Origin of the sequence: Marinospirillum insulare DSM 21763, assembly GCF_000686905.1 — a bacterium.
GTDB classification, from domain to species: domain Bacteria; phylum Pseudomonadota; class Gammaproteobacteria; order Pseudomonadales; family Halomonadaceae; genus Marinospirillum; species Marinospirillum insulare.
Genome location: NZ_JMLW01000016.1, coordinates 18,472 through 39,193 on the forward strand (window position 1 = coordinate 18,472; position 20,722 = coordinate 39,193).

The 20,722-nt window shown below is 42.7% G+C and carries 20 protein-coding genes; 11 read left to right on the top strand and 9 right to left on the bottom strand.

Annotation, left to right across the window (positions count from 1 at the left end; all coding sequences use genetic code 11):
- Positions 1-12 precede the first annotated feature (12 nt).
- Entirely contained in the window at positions 13-1,038 is a 1,026-nt protein-coding gene (locus tag BP27_RS0107875; RefSeq protein ID WP_027851088.1) for a quinone-dependent dihydroorotate dehydrogenase, read from the bottom strand.
- Between the two features lie 198 nt (positions 1,039-1,236).
- Here BP27_RS0107875 and exaC point away from each other — a divergent pair, with 198 nt between their 5' ends.
- Entirely contained in the window at positions 1,237-2,757 is a 1,521-nt protein-coding gene (gene exaC / locus BP27_RS0107880) for an acetaldehyde dehydrogenase ExaC (RefSeq protein ID WP_027851089.1), read from the top strand.
- A 113-nt stretch (positions 2,758-2,870) separates the two neighbouring features.
- Here the strand turns inward: exaC and BP27_RS17395 are convergent, their stop codons facing one another.
- From BP27_RS17395 to BP27_RS0107895, 3 genes are read right to left on the bottom strand one after another with little or no spacing between them, the layout of a single operon-like run.
- Positions 2,871-3,050 carry a type II toxin-antitoxin system mRNA interferase toxin, RelE/StbE family gene (locus BP27_RS17395; protein ID WP_342665796.1) on the bottom strand — a complete coding sequence of 60 codons (180 nt, stop codon included), beginning with the start codon at positions 3,048-3,050 and terminating at the stop codon, positions 2,871-2,873.
- A 3-nt stretch (positions 3,051-3,053) separates the two neighbouring features.
- Entirely contained in the window at positions 3,054-3,152 is a 99-nt protein-coding gene (locus tag BP27_RS17400; RefSeq protein WP_245597826.1) for a type II toxin-antitoxin system YafQ family toxin, read from the bottom strand.
- 3 nt (positions 3,153-3,155) lie between these two features.
- Entirely contained in the window at positions 3,156-3,416 is a 261-nt protein-coding gene (locus BP27_RS0107895; RefSeq protein ID WP_027851090.1) for a type II toxin-antitoxin system RelB/DinJ family antitoxin, read from the bottom strand.
- A 263-nt stretch (positions 3,417-3,679) separates the two neighbouring features.
- Between BP27_RS0107895 and BP27_RS0107900 the strand changes: the two genes are divergently transcribed.
- A complete protein-coding gene (locus tag BP27_RS0107900) occupies positions 3,680-3,973 on the top strand; it encodes a helix-turn-helix domain-containing protein (protein WP_027851091.1) in 294 nt (97 codons plus the stop codon).
- Between the two features lie 612 nt (positions 3,974-4,585).
- Here the strand turns inward: BP27_RS0107900 and BP27_RS0107905 are convergent.
- On the bottom strand, positions 4,586-4,891 hold the full coding sequence (locus BP27_RS0107905; RefSeq protein WP_036239770.1) for a helix-turn-helix domain-containing protein: 306 nt from the start codon (positions 4,889-4,891) through the stop codon (positions 4,586-4,588).
- A 111-nt stretch (positions 4,892-5,002) separates the two neighbouring features.
- Between BP27_RS0107905 and BP27_RS0107910 the strand changes: the two genes are divergently transcribed.
- Positions 5,003-5,518 (top strand): hypothetical protein, encoded by a 516-nt coding sequence (locus BP27_RS0107910; protein ID WP_051610453.1) that lies wholly within the window; start codon positions 5,003-5,005, stop codon positions 5,516-5,518.
- A 48-nt stretch (positions 5,519-5,566) separates the two neighbouring features.
- Complete coding sequence (locus BP27_RS0107915) at positions 5,567-6,160, top strand: outer membrane beta-barrel protein (RefSeq protein ID WP_027851094.1); 594 nt, start codon at positions 5,567-5,569, stop codon at positions 6,158-6,160.
- A gap of 380 nt (positions 6,161-6,540) precedes the next feature.
- Here the strand turns inward: BP27_RS0107915 and BP27_RS0107920 are convergent, their stop codons facing one another.
- Both BP27_RS0107920 and BP27_RS15665 read right to left on the bottom strand, forming a co-directional pair.
- Positions 6,541-6,765, bottom strand: a complete 225-nt coding sequence (locus tag BP27_RS0107920) for a DUF2835 family protein (protein ID WP_027851095.1) — start codon at positions 6,763-6,765, stop codon at positions 6,541-6,543.
- Between the two features lie 18 nt (positions 6,766-6,783).
- Positions 6,784-11,130: an NAD-glutamate dehydrogenase gene (locus BP27_RS15665; protein ID WP_051610454.1), complete on the bottom strand. Its 4,347-nt coding sequence runs from the start codon at positions 11,128-11,130 to the stop codon at positions 6,784-6,786.
- A 91-nt stretch (positions 11,131-11,221) separates the two neighbouring features.
- Here BP27_RS15665 and BP27_RS0107930 point away from each other — a divergent pair, with 91 nt between their 5' ends.
- Genes BP27_RS0107930 through BP27_RS0107955 form a run of 6 tightly spaced genes read left to right on the top strand, consistent with a single transcriptional unit; the run spans position 11,222 to position 17,533 of the window.
- A complete protein-coding gene (locus BP27_RS0107930; protein WP_036239773.1) occupies positions 11,222-12,184 on the top strand; it encodes an AAA family ATPase in 963 nt (320 codons plus the stop codon).
- Complete coding sequence (locus tag BP27_RS16745) at positions 12,181-13,098, top strand: DUF58 domain-containing protein (RefSeq protein WP_051610455.1); 918 nt, start codon at positions 12,181-12,183, stop codon at positions 13,096-13,098. Before BP27_RS0107930 ends, BP27_RS16745 begins: the two co-directional genes overlap by 4 nt.
- A 50-nt stretch (positions 13,099-13,148) precedes the next feature.
- Complete coding sequence (locus BP27_RS15675) at positions 13,149-13,634, top strand: DUF4381 domain-containing protein (protein WP_084324549.1); 486 nt, start codon at positions 13,149-13,151, stop codon at positions 13,632-13,634.
- Positions 13,613-14,605: a VWA domain-containing protein gene (locus BP27_RS0107945; RefSeq protein WP_027851097.1), complete on the top strand. Its 993-nt coding sequence runs from the start codon at positions 13,613-13,615 to the stop codon at positions 14,603-14,605. Before BP27_RS15675 ends, BP27_RS0107945 begins: the two co-directional genes overlap by 22 nt.
- A complete protein-coding gene (locus BP27_RS0107950) occupies positions 14,598-16,187 on the top strand; it encodes a vWA domain-containing protein (RefSeq protein WP_027851098.1) in 1,590 nt (529 codons plus the stop codon). The genes BP27_RS0107945 and BP27_RS0107950 overlap by 8 nt, the downstream gene beginning before the upstream one ends.
- Positions 16,184-17,533 (top strand): BatD family protein, encoded by a 1,350-nt coding sequence (locus BP27_RS0107955; protein ID WP_027851099.1) that lies wholly within the window; start codon positions 16,184-16,186, stop codon positions 17,531-17,533. The genes BP27_RS0107950 and BP27_RS0107955 overlap by 4 nt, the downstream gene beginning before the upstream one ends.
- A gap of 18 nt (positions 17,534-17,551) precedes the next feature.
- Here BP27_RS0107955 and BP27_RS17505 read toward each other — a convergent pair whose 3' ends face one another.
- Complete coding sequence (locus BP27_RS17505) at positions 17,552-18,694, bottom strand: methyl-accepting chemotaxis protein (RefSeq protein ID WP_027851100.1); 1,143 nt, start codon at positions 18,692-18,694, stop codon at positions 17,552-17,554.
- Between the two features lie 169 nt (positions 18,695-18,863).
- Here BP27_RS17505 and norR point away from each other — a divergent pair, with 169 nt between their 5' ends.
- Complete coding sequence (gene norR, locus BP27_RS0107965; RefSeq protein WP_027851101.1) at positions 18,864-20,384, top strand: nitric oxide reductase transcriptional regulator NorR; 1,521 nt, start codon at positions 18,864-18,866, stop codon at positions 20,382-20,384.
- A 59-nt stretch (positions 20,385-20,443) separates the two neighbouring features.
- On the opposite strand, the gene BP27_RS0107970 is transcribed toward norR, so the two are convergent.
- Positions 20,444-20,719, bottom strand: coding sequence for a hypothetical protein (locus BP27_RS0107970; protein WP_027851102.1), 276 nt, complete (start codon positions 20,717-20,719; stop codon positions 20,444-20,446).
- Positions 20,720-20,722: the final 3 nt, after the last annotated feature.

A 20,722-nucleotide genomic window follows, 5' to 3' on the forward strand; every position in this document is an offset into this window, starting at 1 on the left:
ATTGTTAGTTTTTTAGCTGGTTTTTATACTTGCGATAGCTTCCGCGCATTCATTAATAAGGCTAGGGCCACGGTAAATAAAGCCGCTGTAAAGCTGAATTAAACTAGCACCTGCTTGAATACGTTCAACTGCATCTTCAGCAGAGAAAATTCCCCCTACACCTATAATAGGTAGGTCACCTTCTAAAGCATCGGCTAATTGGTGCGTAATTTCATTAGCCTTTTCGGTTAAGGGGCGACCCGATAAACCACCCGCTTCATCACCAAAGCGTAAACCTTCTACCGCTGATTTATCTAAGGTGGTATTAGTGGCTATAACACCATCTAACTTAAGCTGACGTAGGCAAGCGGCAAGACTTTGCAGTTCATCTTCATCCATATCGGGCGCTACTTTCACCACCAAAGGCACATAGCGTTGGTGCTGGTCTGCTAAACGTTTCTGGGCTTCTTTTAAGGGCTGTAATAAGTCTTTTAAGGCTTCACCGTATTGTAAGTTACGCAGGCCCGGGGTGTTAGGTGAAGATATATTAACCGTGACATAATCGGCAGATTGATAAACACCTTCTAGGCCAAGTAAGTAATCACTCGCTGCTTCTTCAACGGGTGTGGTTAAGTTTTTACCTAGGTTAATACCCAATAAACCCTGGATAGAGCTTTGCTTAACTTGCGCCACTAGGTGGTCTAAGCCTTTGTTGTTAAAACCCATGCGATTGATAATGGCTTCTTGTTCAGGAATGCGAAATAAACGTGGCTTAGGGTTGCCTGGTTGCGGCTGGGGCGTAACGGTGCCTACTTCAATAAATCCAAAACCTAAACTATCTAAGCCAAATAAATGGTCGGCATTTTTATCTAGGCCTGCCGCTAGGCCAACGGCATTAGGAAACTCTAACCCCATTACTTTTACAGGTGCTTGCAATCTTTTACTGACAAAAGGTTTGGTTAAACGCAACCTTGCTGCGGCATCTAAGCTTTCTAAAGCTATTTGGTGTGCAGCTTCACCTGAAAGAGTAAAAAGAAGTTTTCTTGCCAATGAATACATGAAGTGCCCCGTAAAAATGAGTTATTTAGCTATCCGTTTATTGCTAAAGCATATTCTATGCTGCGTTACCTAGAAATAGCAAAGTAGGCTGTTATTTTTTGTGTTGGCATTACTTCTGTTTACTACTATGCTGAGTTAGGTCAGCTTTTTGCTGAGTGTTTGCTTAAAACAATGATAAAAGAATAAGAGGTCAACACTATGATTTATATTCAGCCTGGTAAACCTGGTTCAAAGGTTGATGTAATGCCCCAATATGAAAACTTTATTGGTGGTGAATGGCTAGCCCCAGTGAAGGGTGAATACTTTGATAATATTTCACCTGTAACGGGCGAGGTGTTTTGTAAGGTGGCGCGTTCTTCAGTAGAAGACATAGAAGTAGCTTTAGATGCAGCTCATGCTGCTAAAGATGCTTGGGGTAAAACGTCTGTAACCGAGCGTTCTAACCTGCTTTTAAAAATAGCTGATCGGCTAGAAGAAAACCTAGAAGTTATGGCCATAGCTGAAACTTGGGATAATGGTAAAGCGGTGAGAGAAACGCTCAATGCTGACGTGCCTTTAGCGGTCGATCACTTCCGTTATTTTGCTGGGGTTATTCGTGCCCAAGAAGGTACTATTAGCGAAGTCGATGGCAATACCGTGGCTTATCACTTCCAAGAACCTTTAGGTGTAGTAGGGCAAATTATTCCTTGGAACTTCCCACTATTAATGGCGACTTGGAAGCTTGCTCCTGCCTTAGCAACGGGTAACTGCATTATTCTAAAACCGGCTGAACAAACCCCTTGGTCGATTTTAAAGTTCATTGAAATTATTGAAGACCTGCTGCCCGCTGGTGTTTTAAATGTGGTGAATGGCTTTGGTACAGAAGCAGGTGAAGCCTTAGCTAGCAATAAGCGCATTGCCAAAATTGCTTTTACTGGCTCTACTCCAGTAGGTTCGCACATTATGCAACGTGCCGCGGAAAACATTATTCCTTCTACGGTGGAATTGGGTGGTAAATCGCCAAATATCTTCTTTAAAGACGTAATGGACTTTGAAGACAGCTATTTAAGTAAGTGTGTGGAAGGGGTGGTTTTAGCCTTCTTTAACCAAGGTGAGGTGTGTACTTGTCCTTCACGCTTGCTAATTCAAGAAGATATTTATGATGAGTTTATTGCTTTAGTCATTGAGCGTAGCCAGCAGATTAAACGCGGCAACCCGCTAGATACTGAAGTCATGGTGGGTGCTCAGGCTTCGCAAGAGCAATTTGATAAAATCATGGGTTACTTTGATATAGGTAAGGCTGAAGGTGCCCAAGTGCTGATGGGCGGCGATAAGGCAGAGCTAGAAACTGAATTTAGCCAAGGTTACTACATTCAGCCCACTCTGCTGAAAGGCGATAATAAAATGCGGGTTTTCCAAGAAGAAATTTTTGGGCCAGTCGTTGCTGTAACCACCTTTAAAGATGAAGCCGAAGCTTTGGAAATTGCCAATGACACTGAGTTTGGTTTGGGTGCAGGCTTGTGGACGCGAGATATGAACCGTGCTTATCGTATGGGTCGTGGTATTCAAGCAGGCCGTGTTTGGACTAACTGCTATCACCAGTATCCAGCACATGCCGCCTTTGGTGGTTACAAAAAATCAGGCGTGGGTAGAGAAAACCATAAGATGATGTTAAGCCATTACCAGAATACTAAGAATATGCTGGTGAGCTATGACACTAACCCGATGGGTTTCTTTTAAATAGTTTTTCTAGCTACTTAAAGTACTAACTCCATTAAGCATTTTGTTTAGGTTCGTTTTGGCTGTTTCGTAAGGCAGCAGGGCTAAAAAAATTAACTCGCAAGCAAGCTTGCTCAAACAGAGTTTTTTATTAACGCACTGCTTTGCCTAACTCCACAACGCCAAAGCCTCAACTGCACAAAAAAGCTTAATTGGAGTTTGTAATCTGGTTCGATATGTGAGTCTCTGAATGTTTTCCACTGCCCTTTTAAAGGGTGGTCAAGGTAGTTTGAAGGCAGCGACTTACCATCAATAAGTCAACTCAATAAGGTCTTAAGTTTTTCCATATCCTTGCCACGTTTCTGCATTTGCTTAACATCACGCTTAAACTGGCTGGAATATTGTGGCTGTCGCATCGGCTAAATACCTAGCTGATCAAACAAATCATCAGCATCCTTTGCTTGGTGCAAGTCTTCACCTTTATTGCTTTTTTCCAAGGTTTCTATTGTTTTGGTATTTGGTACTCGCATATCAAAGGGTAAGGCTTTTTCCTTGGCTATTTTAGTCAAGGCGATTCGCACCACGTCTGAAACAGTTAACCCCATTTCAGCCAGCACTAATGCCGCTTCATTTTTTAACTTTTCGTCAATTCTTGCACGAACAAATGCGGTTGAAGTCATTTTTTGTTCCTCGTGAATTATTTGTAGCTCAATAAAGCTACATTAGCAATCTTGCTGGTTGTATGCAATATAGGTGTGCAGGTATGAGTCTATTGCTAAGTCTAGTTTTATTTATTTAAGCTTATTGTTTGCCACATGGCGATTTATAGAGGTGATTTAAAGGCTGCTGATTGTTTTCATGGATACTATAATGTCTAAAATAGTCTTTTTTAGGTTATAATAGCTACTCTAGTATCTAAGTTGATTGGGTGGTTGGATTAGGTATGGTAAATTTTTTACTGCTGGATGATATGGATGTACAGCAAGCTTTTGCTGCGCATTTACGCGGTTTACGTGAAGAAGCTAAACTTTCGCGTGCAGCTTTAGCGGAACGTAGCTGTGTGCCTGCTTCAACGATTAAAAAGTTTGAATTAACCGGGCAAATTTCTTTTCGGCAATTATTACTGCTTTGGCAAAGCTTAGATGACCTTAAACGCCTTTATGACTTAACTCAGAATCTACCAAAACAACAGGCGCTTCCTACTTCAATAGAAGAGGTGCTTAAAGATGGTTTTTAAGCCAGTTCAAAAACCTGGATAGCAGCTAAATTAAGCGATTTAGCATATTGCAATAAAATTGTGCTTTTCTCCGCACCACGCGCACCTTAATACCGATTAGGCGTGTATTAAAGTCTATCTGATGATAAAGGTACCTTTTATACAGGGGCGCATTACGATCAAGAATTTGTGAAGGTTTTTTGTAATGTAGAGGGGTTTAGGCTAGTCATAGGGTTGTTGCTAAGTGTGGTTTATACTAAGTATGGTCTTATTATAAAGTGCGTTTTATAGCAAGGCTGGCCTACTGATTGCACATCGCTGAATCATCAACTGCACAAAAATGCTACTGGACACTTATTTCGCTTCGGTATTTTCGTATCTAGTGAACCTTAGCAGTACTTTGTTTAGGTTCGCTTCGGTATTTTCGCATTTAGTGAACCTTGGCAGTACTTTGTTTAGGTTCGTTTCGGCTGTTTCGTAAGGCAGCAGGGCTAAAAAAATTAACTCGTAAGCAAGCTTACTCAAACAGAATTTTTTATTAACACCCTGCTTTGCCTAACTCCACAACGCCAAAGCCTCAACTGCACAAAGCCTCTGCTAAGGTTCTGTAAAGTCAGAAAAAACTAGATAGGGTTAATATTTAGAAGCAATTTTTAGTAAAGCGGCTTTATCTTCAGCGCTAAGCTTATAGAAAACTTTGTTTAACAAAGCTAAATCATCTTCAACGCAATAAAGGAAAGAAACTGGAACACCTAAAACAGCACAAATTCTTTTTGCTGACGATAAATCTGGTTGATGCTTACCCGTTTCATACTGGTTCATCCTTGCACTAGCAGAGAATTCATCTATGCCTGCTTCAATACCAAGCCGACGCTGGGATAGCCCAGTGACTATTCTTGCTTCTTTTAATCTTTTAGCAACCAGCTTGTACTCAGACATCGTAGAACCTCTAAACAAGGCTCAGATACTCTTAGCTTTCGTATTGCATTTATACTAAGGAATGCTTAGCATCTGTTTGCTAAGTAATTCTTAGCAAAAACAAACCAAAACATGGAAGAAATTGAAATGAACTTTAATTTTATTAAACCTTTAGTTGTAGTGGCTGCATTAATGTTTATCTTAACTGGTTGCGCGTCAATAGTTAGTGATAATGATTATCCGGTATCTTTTAAGTCAAACCCAAGTGATGCTGAAATTGAAATCACTAACTTGAAGGGTGTTTTGGTACACTCTGGAAAAACTCCAATGACTGTTACTCTGGATAGTGGTGCAGGTTTTTTTAAGTCGGCTAAATACAAGCTAGTATTTAAAAAAGAAGGTTACAAAATATTAGAAGAAACACTGGAAGCTAAGTTAGATGGTTGGTATGTTGGTAACATACTGTTTGGTGGTCTAATAGGAATTTTAGTAGTTGATCCTGCAACTGGTGCTATGTGGAAATTACCAAAAGAATATAGTGTTGATTTTATTAACAATGGTAAAAAAATTACTGATGTCAGTTTAGAAGTTCTTGATTTTAATGAGGTGGTTGAGGAAGATAGGCAGCATTTAGTAAAATTAAATTAATTTTTATTGCCTGCATTTTAAATGTGGGCTTTTTTCAAGGAAAGTAGAATGAAAAGAAGTATTTTTTTATTTGTTTTTAGTGCTTTGCTTTTTAATTCAGCAGTAGTATTTGCAGATAAGACCACTTTTTTTGGGGTAGCTATCCAGAATGGTTCTGCTACACATAGTTTAGATGGTATTGATGATATAGATATGGACTCTAGCGGATTTTCATTATACCTGGGTTCTGAAATAAATGATTTTTCAAGAATTAAAGGCGGAATGCATTTTTCAAACTATGAAAGCAAAGATAGTGAGGGCTTAGATATTGATAACTTTGGATTTGAAATTGACTATTTGCTTTTTTTTAAAGTTAATAGATTAAAGCCTTATTTATCTGTAGGTATGGATTCTGCATCATGGAGTTACGATGAAGAGTACTTTGGAGAGTTAAGCGAAAGCTCTATTTTAGGTGTTGGGTTAAGGTTAGGTACTGGTGTTCTTTTTCATGTTAGTGATTCAATTGAAATCGATGCTGGTGTTCTTTATAAGAAAATAAAGTGGCAAGATATAGAATATATAAGATTTTTTGGTGATAATGTAACTCTAAAGCAAGATACTAGTGTATTGAATTTTCAGCTAGGGCTGAATTATAAATTTTAACTATCTTATAACTATGATTTTATAAGCGGGTTTTAGCTTTAAATCAATTACTAGCCTTTGCTTTCTGCTTAAAAGTTAAGAGTATTAAGTTTCCTATTAACGTTAGGTTTGTAATAAGCCTATCTGTTTATTTTGTGTCTTAGGCGTGGGGCGTTGGGTTTCTTACCAAGCTAGGCGTCGAAAAGAACCTGTTTGAGCAAGCTTGCTTGCGAGTTGTTCTTTTTAGCCTACGCGGTTTAGAAACCCAGCCACTAAGACTTTAAACAAAATAAACAACTAGGGTTGGGATATAGGGCAGCCTTCAAGCCACTAAGCCTTTAAACAAAATAAACAACTAGGGTTGGCAATCAGCCACTAAGCCCTCAAACAAGCCCAGCCACCTAACTAGCCACTCTCTCTATTGAAATAAACTGCCCAGTGTCTGAATAGGTCATTCTATACAAGCCCCTGATACCCTCATGGCCAACCATGCCTTTAATAACACGGCGAGGAAAAATCACACTACGTCCATCCACTGTATGGGCTTTTACATTAGGTGCTTGGCTGTTGTAAAAATCCAAGCACTCAGCTGCAGAAATATTCAAACGCAAATACACACTGGGCATGTTTCTTTTCTAAAGTAGTTACTCGTTGCTGGTTTGCAGCTTACTCAAAGCAGCTTCAAGCTGGTTAATTCCTGCAAGGTTTTCTAAAGCTTCCTTATCCTTAGCGCTAAGGTTTTTTATGCTTTGCTCCGCATTGTTAGTGAAGCCCTCTTTAGTTAACATCTCGGCCACTAACCAACCTATAGACTTTTCCACACCAACGGTTAGCTGTTGCATTAGTTCTAGCTGCAAGCTGGCTTCTACTTGGTAGTCTAAGTCATTAATGGCTTGCCAAGTAGCTTCTAGGTTAAAGATGTCACGGCTAGCAGCATAACCACGAATAGTATCACTAATGCTTAATTCGCTGGTAGCTTGCAACTGGTGCACAAAAGTAATCCCTAAATGGTCAACCAGCTGATTAACCAGCATGGTCGCAACTAGCTCACGCTTTAAGCGGTGATTAGCCAGCAGAGTTGGGTAGCGTTCAACCAGCACTTCTGGGAAAGCTCGCTTCATTGCCTTAGCCAACCAAGGGTCTTCAGGCAGATCTGAATCTAAAATTTGCTGTTTTACATCGGCTTTAGCATAGGCTAAAACTATGGCTAGCTCAGGGCGGGTTAAGCCAAGTTGTTGACCTGCTCTTGCTTCAAGCTGTGCTTCGCTAGGAAGGAACTCGAGTTCACGATTTAACTTACCTTCAGCTTCTAGTTGATTAATTAGGTTTTGAAAAGGTGTTAAGTCTTTACGGCTTGTTTGTTCAGCAATGGCTAGGGCTTGGCTTTGAGTGTAGTTGTCGCGCAAAACTAACCGAGAAACCTCATCAGTCATTTCAACTAAAAGTTCGTTACGCTGCTTTAAAGTTAGGTCGCCTGCCTGCATCACTTCTTGTAGAAGAATTTTAATGTTTACTTCATGGTCAGAGCAGTTCACACCGCCAGCATTATCAATAAAGTCAGCATTAATACTCACACCAGTTAAAGCAGCATCAATACGCCCTAGCTGAGTAAAACCTAAGTTGCCGCCTTCGCCCACAACACGGCAACGCAGCTGGTTTCCATCTACACGCAAGTTATCGTTAGCTTTATCACCCACGCTGGCATGGCTTTCTTCGCTTCCTTTAACATAAGTGCCTATGCCGCCATTCCAAATTAAATCAACGGGTGCTTTTAATAGAGCAGAAATTAATTCAGTGGGTGTTAGGGTGTCTTGTGTAATGGCAAAACGAGTTTGCATTTCTGGGCTGATTTTTATGCTTTTAGCATCCCGTGAGAAAACACCGCCACCTGCTGAAATTAAATCTGGCTGATAGTCTGCCCAGCTAGAACGGGGTAGGTTGAATAACCGCTGGCGCTCGTTAAAACTAGCCACTGAGTCAGCAGGGTTGGGGTCTACAAAAATATGCAGGTGGTTAAAAGCAGCGGTTAGTAGAATTTTATCCGATTGCAACATGCCATTACCAAACACATCGCCGCCCATATCGCCTATGCCAATCACGCTAAAGGTTTCTTCTTGCACATTAATGCCCAGTTCGCGGAAGTGACGTTGCACATTCACCCAGGCACCGCTGGCGGTAATGCCCATTTTTTTATGGTCGTAACCAGCGCTGCCACCCGAAGCAAAAGCATCGCCCAGCCAGAAGTTATAATCAGCGGCTAAGCCATTGGCAATGTCTGAAAAGGTGGCTGTGCCCTTATCGGCGGCAACCACTAGGTAAGTATCGTCACCATCTTGGCGAACTAAGCGCTGGGGTGGCACCACTTCGCCATTCACTAGATTATCGGTCACATCTAACAGGCAGCTAATAAAGGTTTTATAACAAGCAATGCCTTCTGCCATAAAATCTTCGCGGCTGGGGTTGGTCGGCATTTGTTTGCAGATAAAACCGCCTTTAGCACCCACTGGCACTATGACAGCATTCTTAACCTGCTGGGCTTTTACTAGCCCTAATACTTCGGTACGGAAATCTTCTTGGCGATCAGACCAGCGCAATCCGCCCCTTGCTGCTTGGCCGTAACGCAGGTGAACACCCTCCACACGCGGTGAGCTTACAAATATTTCAAACATGGGTGCAGGCTGTGGAATATTGCTAATAGCACCAGGGTTAAGCTTGTAGCTAATGGCAGGTTTAGGCTTGCCTGCATCATCTTGCTGGTAGAAGTTGGTTCTTAGGGTGGCCTGAATTAGCTCAAGATAACGACGCAGAATTTGGTCTTCGTTTAGGCTGGAAACTCCTTCAAGCTCTGCTTCAATTTTAGCTAGGCAAGTAGTAGAAGCTGTTTTGTTAGCAGTTAAGTCTGGGTTGAAGCGCAGTTCAAAAAGCTCGATCAGTAGGCGTGTAATAGACGCTTGGTTAACCAGCGTGGCAGCAATAAAGTCTTGAGCAAAGTGAGTGCCAATTTGCTTCATATAACGGGCATAACCACGCAGCATAGCCACTTGGCGCCAGTCTAATTGGGCTGCCAGAATAAGACGGTTAAAAGTATCACTTTCAGACTTGCCTAGCCAAGTTTGTAAAAAAGCGGTTTGGAAGTTTTCTTTAACGGCTTCTAAGTCTACAACTGAGCTTTCTTCTAGCGCTAGGTCTAAAGAGAAGTCGTGAATCCAGCTAATCTTTTCATTGCTGGTGACCTTGTAGGGGTCTTCACCCATGACTTTAAGACCAAGGTTTTCTAACACGGGCAGCATGTCAGACAACCATAACCTTTGGTTTAGGTGAAAGATTTTAAAACCTAGCTGCTCGCTATTATCGGCACGGCGGTAAAGGTTCATAGCTAAGGGCTGCTCATCACTCAACGCTTCTAAAAAGGCCAGGTCTTTAACCGCATGTTGTGGAGTAAAGTCTTCGCTATAGGCAGCAGAAAAACCCTGGTGATAGCGACGCATCAGTTGTGAGGCAGCTGCTTCCCCTTGGTCTTCGCTTAAAGCTGTATGCAGTGAGTCTTCCCAAGAAGAAGCAACATTAATCACCTGTTGTTCAATAGCAGCTTGGTCGTACTCAGGGGGCGTTGCTTGGTTGTAGTGAAAGATAAACTGCATACGGCAAAGTGCTGAAGCAGAAAAATGTACAAAAAAATCAACAAATTCTGCCTCTAATACTTCGCTAAGCAGCTTTTGTGTTTTTAGCTGTAGGCTGGTAGTAAAACTATCTTTAGGCAGGTAAACCAATACGGAATAAAGTTTACTTAGCTGATCTTGGCGAATAAAAACACGGGTTTTGCGTCCTTCACGCAGGTTAAAAATACTCAGTGCCGTTGAGGTCAGTTCTTCTAACCCTATTTGGAAAAGGTCATCCCTTGGGTAGCTATCTAAAATTTGCAGCAATTGACGACCATTATGGCTACGCGGCTGCATTCCAATACTTTTAACGACACCGGTTACTTTTTTACGTAATACAGGGATGTCTTGTGGAATTTTGTTGTAAACAGCGGAAGTGTATAACCCAACAAAGCGCTTTTCCCCTATGACTTTACCCTTGGCATCAAAGGTCTGAACAATGATTTCATCTGGAAAAGCCGCCCGATGTACACGAGCAAGCCTAGAGGCTTTGGCAAAGGTGAGTAGGTCAGTTGTAATACTACTTAGGGGTGTGCAGGGGCTGGTTAGGCTGTCGTCTAGTTTGAGTAAACCTAATTCTGAACCGGCTAGTTTGCAGAGGTGTTGCTGCTGGTCTTTTTCTTCTAGGCGGTATTCATCATAACCTAGAAAAATAAAGTGTTTGTCTGCTATCCAGCTAAAAAACTCACTGGCTTCGCTTAGGCTAACTAGCTCATCACCTAGTTGAACTTGTGCTTCTGCAGCTTCTTTTAGTTGCTTGCTGATAGCTAAGGCTTGATTTTGCATGGCTGTAAAATCGGTAACAGCTAAGCGAACTTCATTTAGTGCAGTCAGTAGCTCTTCTTGAATTTGATTTCTTTCTTGCTCATCGGTAATGGCATCTATTTCAATTAAAATCAGCGATTCAGTTTTCTGGCTGGTTTCTTCATTCGCTGCTGTGAACATTTCTAGTTCACCTTCGCTAGTACGTTGCACAGCAAAAATTGCATTGTGTAGTGAGTGAAGCGTTAAATGACGGCGGTTAATCAGTAGGCGTAATGAATCCACTAACAGCGGCATATCGGTGTTTAATAGTTGAATAAAAGTATGCGGTGACTGCCAGCCATCTAGGTTTATATCAGGGTTGAATAACCTGATTTTTGGGGTGTCGCCATTAAAACTTTGTAAAAACTTCCAGGTAGACAGGGTAGCGCCATTGAAAATATCTTCTGACCAGCTGGTAAGCTCTTCAAGTGCAGCAAATTTGTAAAAATGTTCAGCAAAATGCATAACATCTTTGGGGGCTTGTAAGCGGTTAATAACTTCCTTGAGTGCCGTTTGTTGAGTTTGCATACTTGCTCCTAAAACTTGTTTTTTGTGCTATTGATGTCAGCTGTTACACTGAAGCGAATTTTTTAATCAATAAAAAGGTAGGCTTGCGTTAATGACTGTTCATGCCAGTTTTATACAATTACACCAACAGCTGAGCCAAGCAGTTATAGGGCAGCAACAACTTGTTGAGCACTTGCTGGTGGCTTTGTTAGCTGATGGTCACCTTCTAGTAGAAGGTGCGCCAGGTCTTGCTAAAACGCGTGCTATTCAATCTTTAGCTGAACAGTTAGATGTATCATTTCAGCGTATACAATTTACCCCAGATTTGCTACCTGCCGATTTGACGGGTTCTGAAGTCTTTAATGCCCAAACCAGTCAGTTTGCTTTTAGGCCAGGCCCAGTTTTTAGTCACTTTGTTTTGGCTGATGAAATTAATCGCGCCCCTGCCAAGGTGCAGTCGGCACTTTTAGAAGCCATGGCTGAGCGTCAGGTGAGCGTTGCAGGAAAAACCCGCGCCTTACCAGAAGTGTTTATGGTGATGGCTACGCAAAACCCTTTAGAACAAGAAGGTACCTACCCTTTACCTGAAGCACAGTTAGATAGGTTTTTATTGCATACCTGGGTTAATTATCCTAATGCAGAAGATGAACTCACAATTATGCGCCTAGTACGTAATGAGCAGGCTAAGCAGGAAGATAAAGCGAGTCATTTTAAGCTTCCAACTAGCAGTATTCTTGAAGCACGCCAAGCAGTACAAGCAGTTCACCTTGCTGAACCTTTAGAAAAATATATTGTTGATTTGGTTCAGGCGACACGCCAAGCAGGGCGCTACGATGAGCAGCTAGCACGCTATATTCGCATGGGTGCTAGCCCTCGTGCTTCGCTTGCTTTGGATCGTTGTTCGCGTGCTTTGGCTTGGTTGAAAGGCAGGGCAGAAGTTTTACCAGAAGATATACAACAACTAGCGCCTGATGTATTGCGCCATAGGTTGTTATTAAGTTATGAGGCTGATGCCGATGGGGTTAGGCCAGATGCTGTGATTCAACGCCTGCTTGCTTTAGTGGTTTGCGCGTGACAGCTGAAGTTGAACTCAGTGTAAGCTTGGCAGAGCTTCAGGCTTTACATGGCTATGCCAAGGGTTTGCATCTAAATAACCTGTTAATTAAAAACCGCTCCTTTTCAGGCGACCGAACCAGCTCAAGCTTGGGGCGTGGGCTGGAGTTTAATGAAGTACGCAGTTATCAAGTAGGTGATGATCTGCGTCATTTAGACTGGAAATTAACTGCACGTTTAGGCCAGCCTTACACTAGGGTTTATCAAGAAGAACATCAGCGCCCCGTTATGTTATTTGTAGACTTGGCTTCTCAATTACAGTTAGGCCAAGCAGGCAGTAAAGCCGTTTTGGCAGCTAAGCTGGCAGCACTGCTGGGTTGGTCTGCCCTGCAGGATAAAGACTGGGTGGGGGGCTGGATAGAAACAGACCAACAAAGTTATTGGCAGCCGCCCATTAAGCAGGCCAGAGAATTTAGCCCCTACCTAGCGCGCCTTGCAAGGCTCACCCAAAATCTAGGTGAACTAAAACCTCGTGCGCCAGAGCAACTAGATAAGTCCTTAGATGCTTTTGCACGGCGCTTACCTAAAGGTGCTTTAGCTGTTGCAATCAGTGATTGGGTGGGCTGGACTAACCCAGATGTATTAAAACGTTTAGCTCAGCGAGGTTCGCTACTACTAGTGCATTTAACCGACCCTTTAGACCAAAATTTACCCACTAATGCAGGGCCAGTTATATTGCAAGGTAAGTTACAGCCAGTAACAGCAAATTTACAAGCTGCTTGGCAAGCTGCCTTTTTAAAGCGAGTGGCCGACCTTAAAGCCGCAGTAGGGCAGCAAGCAAGTTACTTACAGTTAAGCACCAGCCATCAAGAAAGCTGGTGGAAAGCGCTTCTACCTAGGTCTGGTTACGCTGAAACAACAGGAATTAATCTTTAAAAGGGGTAGAATGGCGCGCTTAACTTTAGGGATAGTAATAGAAACCACCTATGAATCTTGAAGAACTTAAACAATTAGTTAAACCTTTAATACCGCCTTCAACTGCTGATGTTTGGCCTCCTGCACCTTGGGTTGGCTGGCTAGTGGGTGGTTTGGTAGCTTTAATGCTGCTGGTGGCTTTTATTCGTTGGTACCGTCGCACCCATGTTAGGCGTTATGCTTATGCTGAATTAGAAGCGATTCAAACCAGGTACCAGCAAAGCCAAGATGCCGCACGTTATTTATACGAAGTAAACCTCTTGCTTAGGCGTATTGCTGTGCGTAATTTTAGCCGTGACAAGGTAGCAGCTTTAACCGGTGAAGAATGGCTAGAATTTTTGGATTGGAGTCGTGGCCGTAAGCGTGGCGATGACCCAGGCTTTATGGAAGGCAGTGGTAAAATTCTTGCTTGGGGAGCTTACAAAGCACAGCCAGAAAGTTTTGAAGTTGAACGCCTACAAAAGCTAGTTCGTGCATGGATACGCCGACAAACTTAGGCTTTGCGTGGCCTTGGGCAGTGGTATTACTAGCCCTGCCTTGGCTGATGGCTGGTTGGTTAAAAAAACGATCCAGTGGTTTTTTTAACCAACCCCCTGTTACTTCTAAAAAAGCACTTAAGCTGCCAAACTTAGACCTGAATCTTAATGCTTCTGATAACAGCTCTAACCCCCAGTCCACAGAAAAAATCTCCCAAGCCTCTTGGTTAACTAAGCTGAGCTGGCGCAGTTGGTTGTGGATTCTACTGGTTTTAGCTTTGATGCGTCCTGAATGGCAGCAGCCTGAAATTGAAGTGACTTACCTAAGCCGGCAGTTACTTTTGGTTGTCGATATTTCTGGCAGTATGAAAGAGCTAATGCAGGAAAGAACTCGCTTAGATCAAGTGAAATTAGTCGTTAAAAACTTTATTGAAAAACGCCCCAAAGATCATATAGGTTTGGTGGTTTTTGGCGGGGAAGCCTACCTTTATGTACCCAGAACACTTGATCACCAGCTATTAATTCAACAGCTACAAAGTTTACAACCTGGCATGGCTGGCTCGGGCACAGCCATAGGCGATGCTTTAGGCGTGGGCATACAAAACTTACGTTCAGAAGAAGGTAAGCCAGCTCTACTGCTTTTAACCGATGGGGCCAATAATGCGGGTCAATTAAAGCCTGAAGAAGCTTTAGCCATGGCAGCAGCTGCTGAAATCACCACGCATTTAATTCTAGTCGATTTAGACAAGGAGCCAGCGTTTACAAATAGCATTAAGCAAACTGGCGGCAGGGTTTTTAGTGCTTACTCACAAGAAGAACTGGCACGAATTTATGAACAAATTCACCAGCTAGAAGCACCTACTCAGGTCAGCTATTTACGCCCTTCCGTTTCCTTAGCTTTTATTCCCTTATTAATGGCGTTAATTTTAGCCCTAAGCCAAACTCAATTAATACAAACCCTTTGGATTAAAGTTAGGCCTACAAATGAGTGACTTTCTTGCAAGGCCTTGGTTACTACTGGCTGCTCCACTTATTTATTGGGTGTTGAATGAAACTTTGCGCTCGGTAGGCTCAACCAGTTGGGCAGATATCTTACCTGCTGAACTGGCAAAGCGCTTGCTTACTCAAGGAACAGAAAGCAGCCCACCACTCATTAAACTTGGCTGGCTGCTGGCTGGTTTAACTTTTTTGTTTACCTTAGCTTTAGCGGGCGTGGGCTATGTTTTAAAAGCAGAAGAGTTACCAAATGAGCAGCATGAGTTGGTCATTCTTCAACAGCTTTCACCAGCCATAACGGGTAGCACTGCCCCTCAGCAACAGTTAGAGACAAGTCAGCGTGTTTTAATGCCCTTATTAAATGCTCGTAAACTGGGTAAAACGGCTTTAGTTTACTATGCAGGTAGTGCTCACCTAGTTAGCCCTATGACCGATGATACAGCCACACTCAGGCAGCTATTAAGCTTAACTCACCCATCAGTTATGCCCCTAGGCGGTAATAACCCTGAGGCTGCTTTTAAATTAGCTGCTAGTTTGGGTAAATTTGCTCAGGGTAAACAAGCTGGGCGTTTAGACTGGTTGGTTTTAACCGCTAACCTACCTGGTCCAGCCGATTTACAGCGATTATTAAACCTAAAGCCTGCCACTGCTAAAGTGTATCTAGTGTGGTTAACCACTAGCCTAAAGGCTGTTAGCCAACAACAAAAAAGCTTCTCTGATTTAGGCATTCACTTGCTGCACCCAGATGACTTGCCAAACTATACCGCGCAATTAAATCGTTCAGCCGGCAGCCTTGCAGAAGAAAACCTGCAAGCCCTTCGCTTTTTTCAAGAGTTAAGCCACTGGCCTTTATTATTAGGCATGCTGCTTTTGCTTTGGCAGTATTTTGAACAGCCTAGGTTCAAGCTGCCGTTTAAACTAGGTTTTTGGTTGTTTTTATTAGTAGTAGGGGCTAGTAGCCAGCAACCCTTGCAAGCAGCTGCTTGGCAAAATTTAGACTACCAAGCTTGGCTAGCACTTAAAGCGGGTGAGGCTGAACAAGCACAAAAGCTAGCTAAACGAACTGACTTAAAAGCTCATGCGGAATTTTTATTAGGTAACTATGCCAAGGCAGCTGAGTTGTTTACCTTATGGCAGGCAGAAAACCCCACCCAAGATAAAAAACTTCAAGCTGAAGGTTTGTATAACCGAGGCACGGCCTGGTTGATGGCAGGGCTGCCAAAACTGGCACTTGATGATTTTAAACAGGCTGAAGCTTTGTACCCAGACTGGCCAGAAAGTTGTTTTAATCGTGAACTAGCTAAAACTCTATTGGCTAAGCAACCTACACCTACAGAAGAATCTCTAGTAGAAGAATGTGCTTCTGTTAGCAGTGAACCGGTAGCTAGCCAGCCAGAAGAACCCAAGGATAACAATCAAGAAGCTGAGCAAGATTGGCAACCCCAAGAAAACCCAAGTTGCACTGACTGTATAGAATTAAATGCCACCCAAGAAAAGCAGTTGCAACAATTACAAGAAGATCCTTGGCGTTTATTAAAATACCGCTTTAAAAGTGAGCTTAAGGAACAGCGGCCATGAGGTTAGTTAAGTGGCTAGTGGCAGCCTGTTTAATGCTAGGGGTGGGTCAGGCTCAAGCCGTTTTAATTACATTGAATCAAACAAAACTACTGGCAGGTAGCCAGTTAGAAATTTTAGTTGAAGCCCCCAGTAGCCAAGCAGAGGCTCCCACTTTAAAACTACCCGCTAGCTGGCAGGCACACTTTAAACTAATTGAAAAAACACATTGGGTTGAAGCTAGGCCAAGGGGTGACTATATGCACCGCTGGTCCTTGGTTTTACAGCATTTGCAGGCAGATAGCATTAGTCGGCAACTAAGCTTGGCACCCTTAAAAGTTAACGGCCAGAACTCACAACCCTTGTTGCTAAATTTAGTAGCGGTTAGAAAAAAACCAACCCCTAGCAAGCAGCGTATAAAACAGCCTTTAGAAATGCAGCAGCAAGTTGATTTTACCGATGCTTATGTTGGTCAAACACTGGTGTATGAATTGTTAATTCGCTATCAGGGTTTTCCTATTGAACCACGCTTAAGTCAATTAGAAGTTGAAGGTGCAACAGCACGCCAACTCGGTGAAGGGCGTGAGCAGGGGTTTAAGCAGCAAGGAGTGCATATTCAAGAAGCACGTTGGCAGGAATTGCTTCAGCTACATAAAACAGATGTAACTATTGCACCGCGTTTTTTTTCTAGTCGCTTGGTTTTTACAGGGCAATCAACCGGGCAGCTTTATGAAACTCAAACGCCAGAATTAAAAGTTAAGGTTCGTCCTATTCCTGCTAGCTGGCCAGCAGAGCAACCTTGGCTGCCTGCTTTGGGTGTGAACCTAGAGGCAGCTTTTTTACCTAAGCCTAAGCAGTTAAAGCAAGATGAGCCTTTAGAATTACAGATTCATTTAGATGTGGTTGGTCAACAAGCTCGTAACCTACCTCAGTTTAAATCTTTGGTATCCGATAACTGGCGTATAGAACCCTTAATAGAAGAACTTAGTGACCGAGTTGTTGATGGGCTCTTAGTAGGCAGTTTAAAGCAGCGTTTTTTACTTTATCCGCGCCAAGCAGGTCGCTTGCAACTACCTAACCTCACTTTGCACTGGTGGGATGTTTCTAAACATCAAGCAGCAAAAACTCAAGTTAACTTAGGTCAGCTGAGTGTTTTACCCAAAGGTAATTTAAATCCCTCGGCTGTTAACAAGCTAGATTCAACCATAGCAGAGCCTATGGATAAAAAAATTGAGGCTCAAACAAACAAGGGGTGGTTAGGTTGGTTGTTAATCATCTTGGGCTCTTTAACTGTTGCCGCTGCTTGTTTTTTTGCGTTGAAAGGCCAGCAAAAAAGCCTGGATTTACCACCTCTAAACCCTAACCAGTAAACCTACCAATTAAGCTAGTTATCTAGCCTGCTTAGTATCTCGCAGCCCTTCAAGTATTCGATTTAAGTGGCGGCTAACTTTAGCATTGGCATCTTCCATTTGTTGTAGCTCGGTGAGCGCTAAATCGTAATTTCTATTTTTACCTGCTATTAGGGTTTTTTGTGCGTATTCGTGTACTTGAGCATGGGGTTCGGCCATGGCTTTAAAGTCTGCTTGGTGTTGCATTTCTTTTCCTGTGCCTTTTTTATACCACTGACCTAACCGGCAGTGAGAATCATCAGGCAGCTCGTCTGCAGTCATTTGTATTTGTCCTAGTAGGGCTTGATAAACCAGCAACCTAATACTGATTTCATCTAAGTTGGCTAGCTCTACATCGGCTAAACTAGCAGCCACTGAACTAGATAAGGCAAGTTCTAAAGCGACATCGCCCAGACTCAAAACCCGTTGATGGTTGCTGCTAAAAGCAACCCCCAGCTTTTTAACCTGTTCTGTTTGCTGCTGCATTTTTTGTTGGGTATCGCGGCTACTTGCCTGAATGTTTTCAACTAAAGCATTAATATCTAGGGTAGCGTTATGCGTATCTAGGGCTAGGTTTCTTACCTCGTCTGCCACTACCGCAAAACCACGCCCACTTTGCCCGGCCCTGGCTGCTTCTATGGCAGCATTTAAAGATAAAAGGTTGGTTTGATCAGCTATGCCTTGTATTTGATTAGAAATACCGTCAATTTTTTCAACCTGCTGAGTTAGCTCGGTTAGAGTGATGGCCGTGTCATCCATATTTTCTTGCAGGCTGGTTAATTGCTTAGCTAAACCTTTGGCCTCTTGGTCATGTTGCAAAGTAATATCATGTACCGCTTCAGCTTGATTGCTGTTTCTGGCGACTAGGTTATTCAGGTATTCAAAAGAGTGAATAATGCCGTCGATAGACCTAGCAAAACTATGCCAGTGCACAGCTAAACCAGCATTAAGTAAACTAGAGGATTTTTCTTTTTCAAGCTGCTGGGTGACGGTTGCTAATTGGTTGTTGAGCTGGGTATTTTTTCTTTTTAAAGACAGGTTTTCTTCTTTTAACTGGTGTAACTCTTGGGATAATTTAATTGCTGGCTTGTTCCAGCGAGACAAGAAAGAGCCTTTGCTTTGCTGATTGACGGTGGTTTTCATTAGTAAGCCTTAAATAGAGAAAATAAAATAACTTAGCCAGTTCAAAGCAAAATTTAAGCCAAGTTTGCTAAACCCACTAATAGGGGGTTACAACTCATTTCAGCCTTTGTTATGGTTATATTTACCCTATGGTTTTGGGTTGTAAATACCCTTTAGAGGTTTATTCACCATGATTGATGCACTGCTTTTAGCTGATTTAACGACCGAACTCACCCCTGCTGTGCGTTATCAACGGCTGGTTTATGCGCTTAAAGAAATCTTTAACTCGGGTGCTGTGGTCTTGCTGAAGAAGGAAGCCGAGCAATTAAAGCCGCTGGCATTAGAAGGTTTAGTTAAAGAAGCGTTAGGTAGACGCTTTAAAATAGCTGAGCATCCACGTTTAGCCACTATTCTTGCTAGTCGTGACCCAGTTATCTTCGACCCTGCTAGCCAAATAGCTGACCCTTACGATGGCTTATTAGATGCTTTAGTGGGCGAACCTTTACCCGTGCATGATTGCATGGGTGTTAGCCTTTACGTTGAAGGAAGCTTGTGGGGAGCCTTAACCCTAGATTCTTTAGTGGCAGGAACTTTTAACCAAGAGTCGGCTTTGCTACTGAAGCGTTATGCCTTGCTAGCCGAAACTGTTATACGCGTCACTCAGTTAGAGCAAGAACGTTTGGGTTGGCGAAGCCTTTCTTTAGAGGCACAAGCTTTGCCTCAAGAAACAGAAAGCTCAGAAATTATTGCTCAGAGTGAAGCCATCACTCAGCTGCTTCATGAGCTAAAACTAGTGGCACAATCTGATTTACCACTGTTGCTCTTAGGTGAAACAGGTGTGGGTAAAGAATTATTTGCACGTTTTATACATCGCCACTCTAAGCGTAATAAGCAGCCTATGTTGCATATTAACTGTGCGGCTTTACCCGAGTCTTTAGCTGAAAGTGAATTGTTTGGGCATGTTAAAGGAGCTTTTTCTGGCGCAACACAAGATAGGCCCGGGCGATTTGAAGCAGCCGATGGCGGTACTTTATTTTTAGATGAAGTGGGTGAGTTGCCTTTAAGCGTGCAGGCTAAACTTTTGCGGGTATTACAAAGTGGTGAGATACAACGCTTAGGTTCTGATGCAACCAAAATAGTGGATGTGCGTATAGTGGCGGCGACTAATCGCCAGCTGCAAGAAGGTATTAAAAGTGGTGATTTTCGTGCCGATTTATACCACCGTTTATCTGTTTACCCTGTACCTATTCCACCGCTTAGAGAGCGACCTGAAGATATTTTATTACTTGCGGGGCACTTTTTAGAACTGAATCGAAGTCGCTTAGGTTTGCGCTGTTTACGCCTTTCGGCAGCAGCTGAGTACGCTTTATTAGACTACCCCTGGCCAGGCAATGTGCGGGAATTAGAGCATGTGATAAGTCGGGCAGCCCTTAAAACCCTAGCGCGGCAAACGGCTGCTAATGATTGGGTTTCGTTAGAGCCTGAAGAATTAGACTTAGCTCGCCCTAAAATGACTAAAATTTTAGAAGGTGGTGCTTTGCACCCAGAAGCTAACTTGCTACCTTTAAAAAGTCAGGTCGATTTATGCCAAAAGCAGGCTATACAACAGGCGTTAGAAAAAACTGGTGGGAATTGGTCTTTAGCGGCTAAGCAACTAGAAGTGGACTCTAGCAATCTACATAAGTTAGCTAAACGCTTAGCGCTTAAATAGTTGGTTAGCTAGGTGGGTAGTAAACCGCCCACCTAGCTAAAATTAAGCATTAGCTGGGTTTAGTAAAGCGCTTTGCTGTCTTCAATGACTTCTTTTAAAAGCTCTAAAAATAGTTTATCGGCTTCGGTGCGTTCTTCAGGAGCTTCAGGAATTTTAATTAAGGTTTCTGAAGTGATGTCGTCTGCTACCTTGTCCATCATCTTATGATCACCATAATGACGCTGGGCTATTTCTAGGGTTTTTTCTAACGTACCTGGCTCTAATAACAGTTTTTTTAGAAACTGGCGTAGTTCGGTGAGGGCGCGTGCTTTAGATATTTCAGATGAACTGCTCATGAA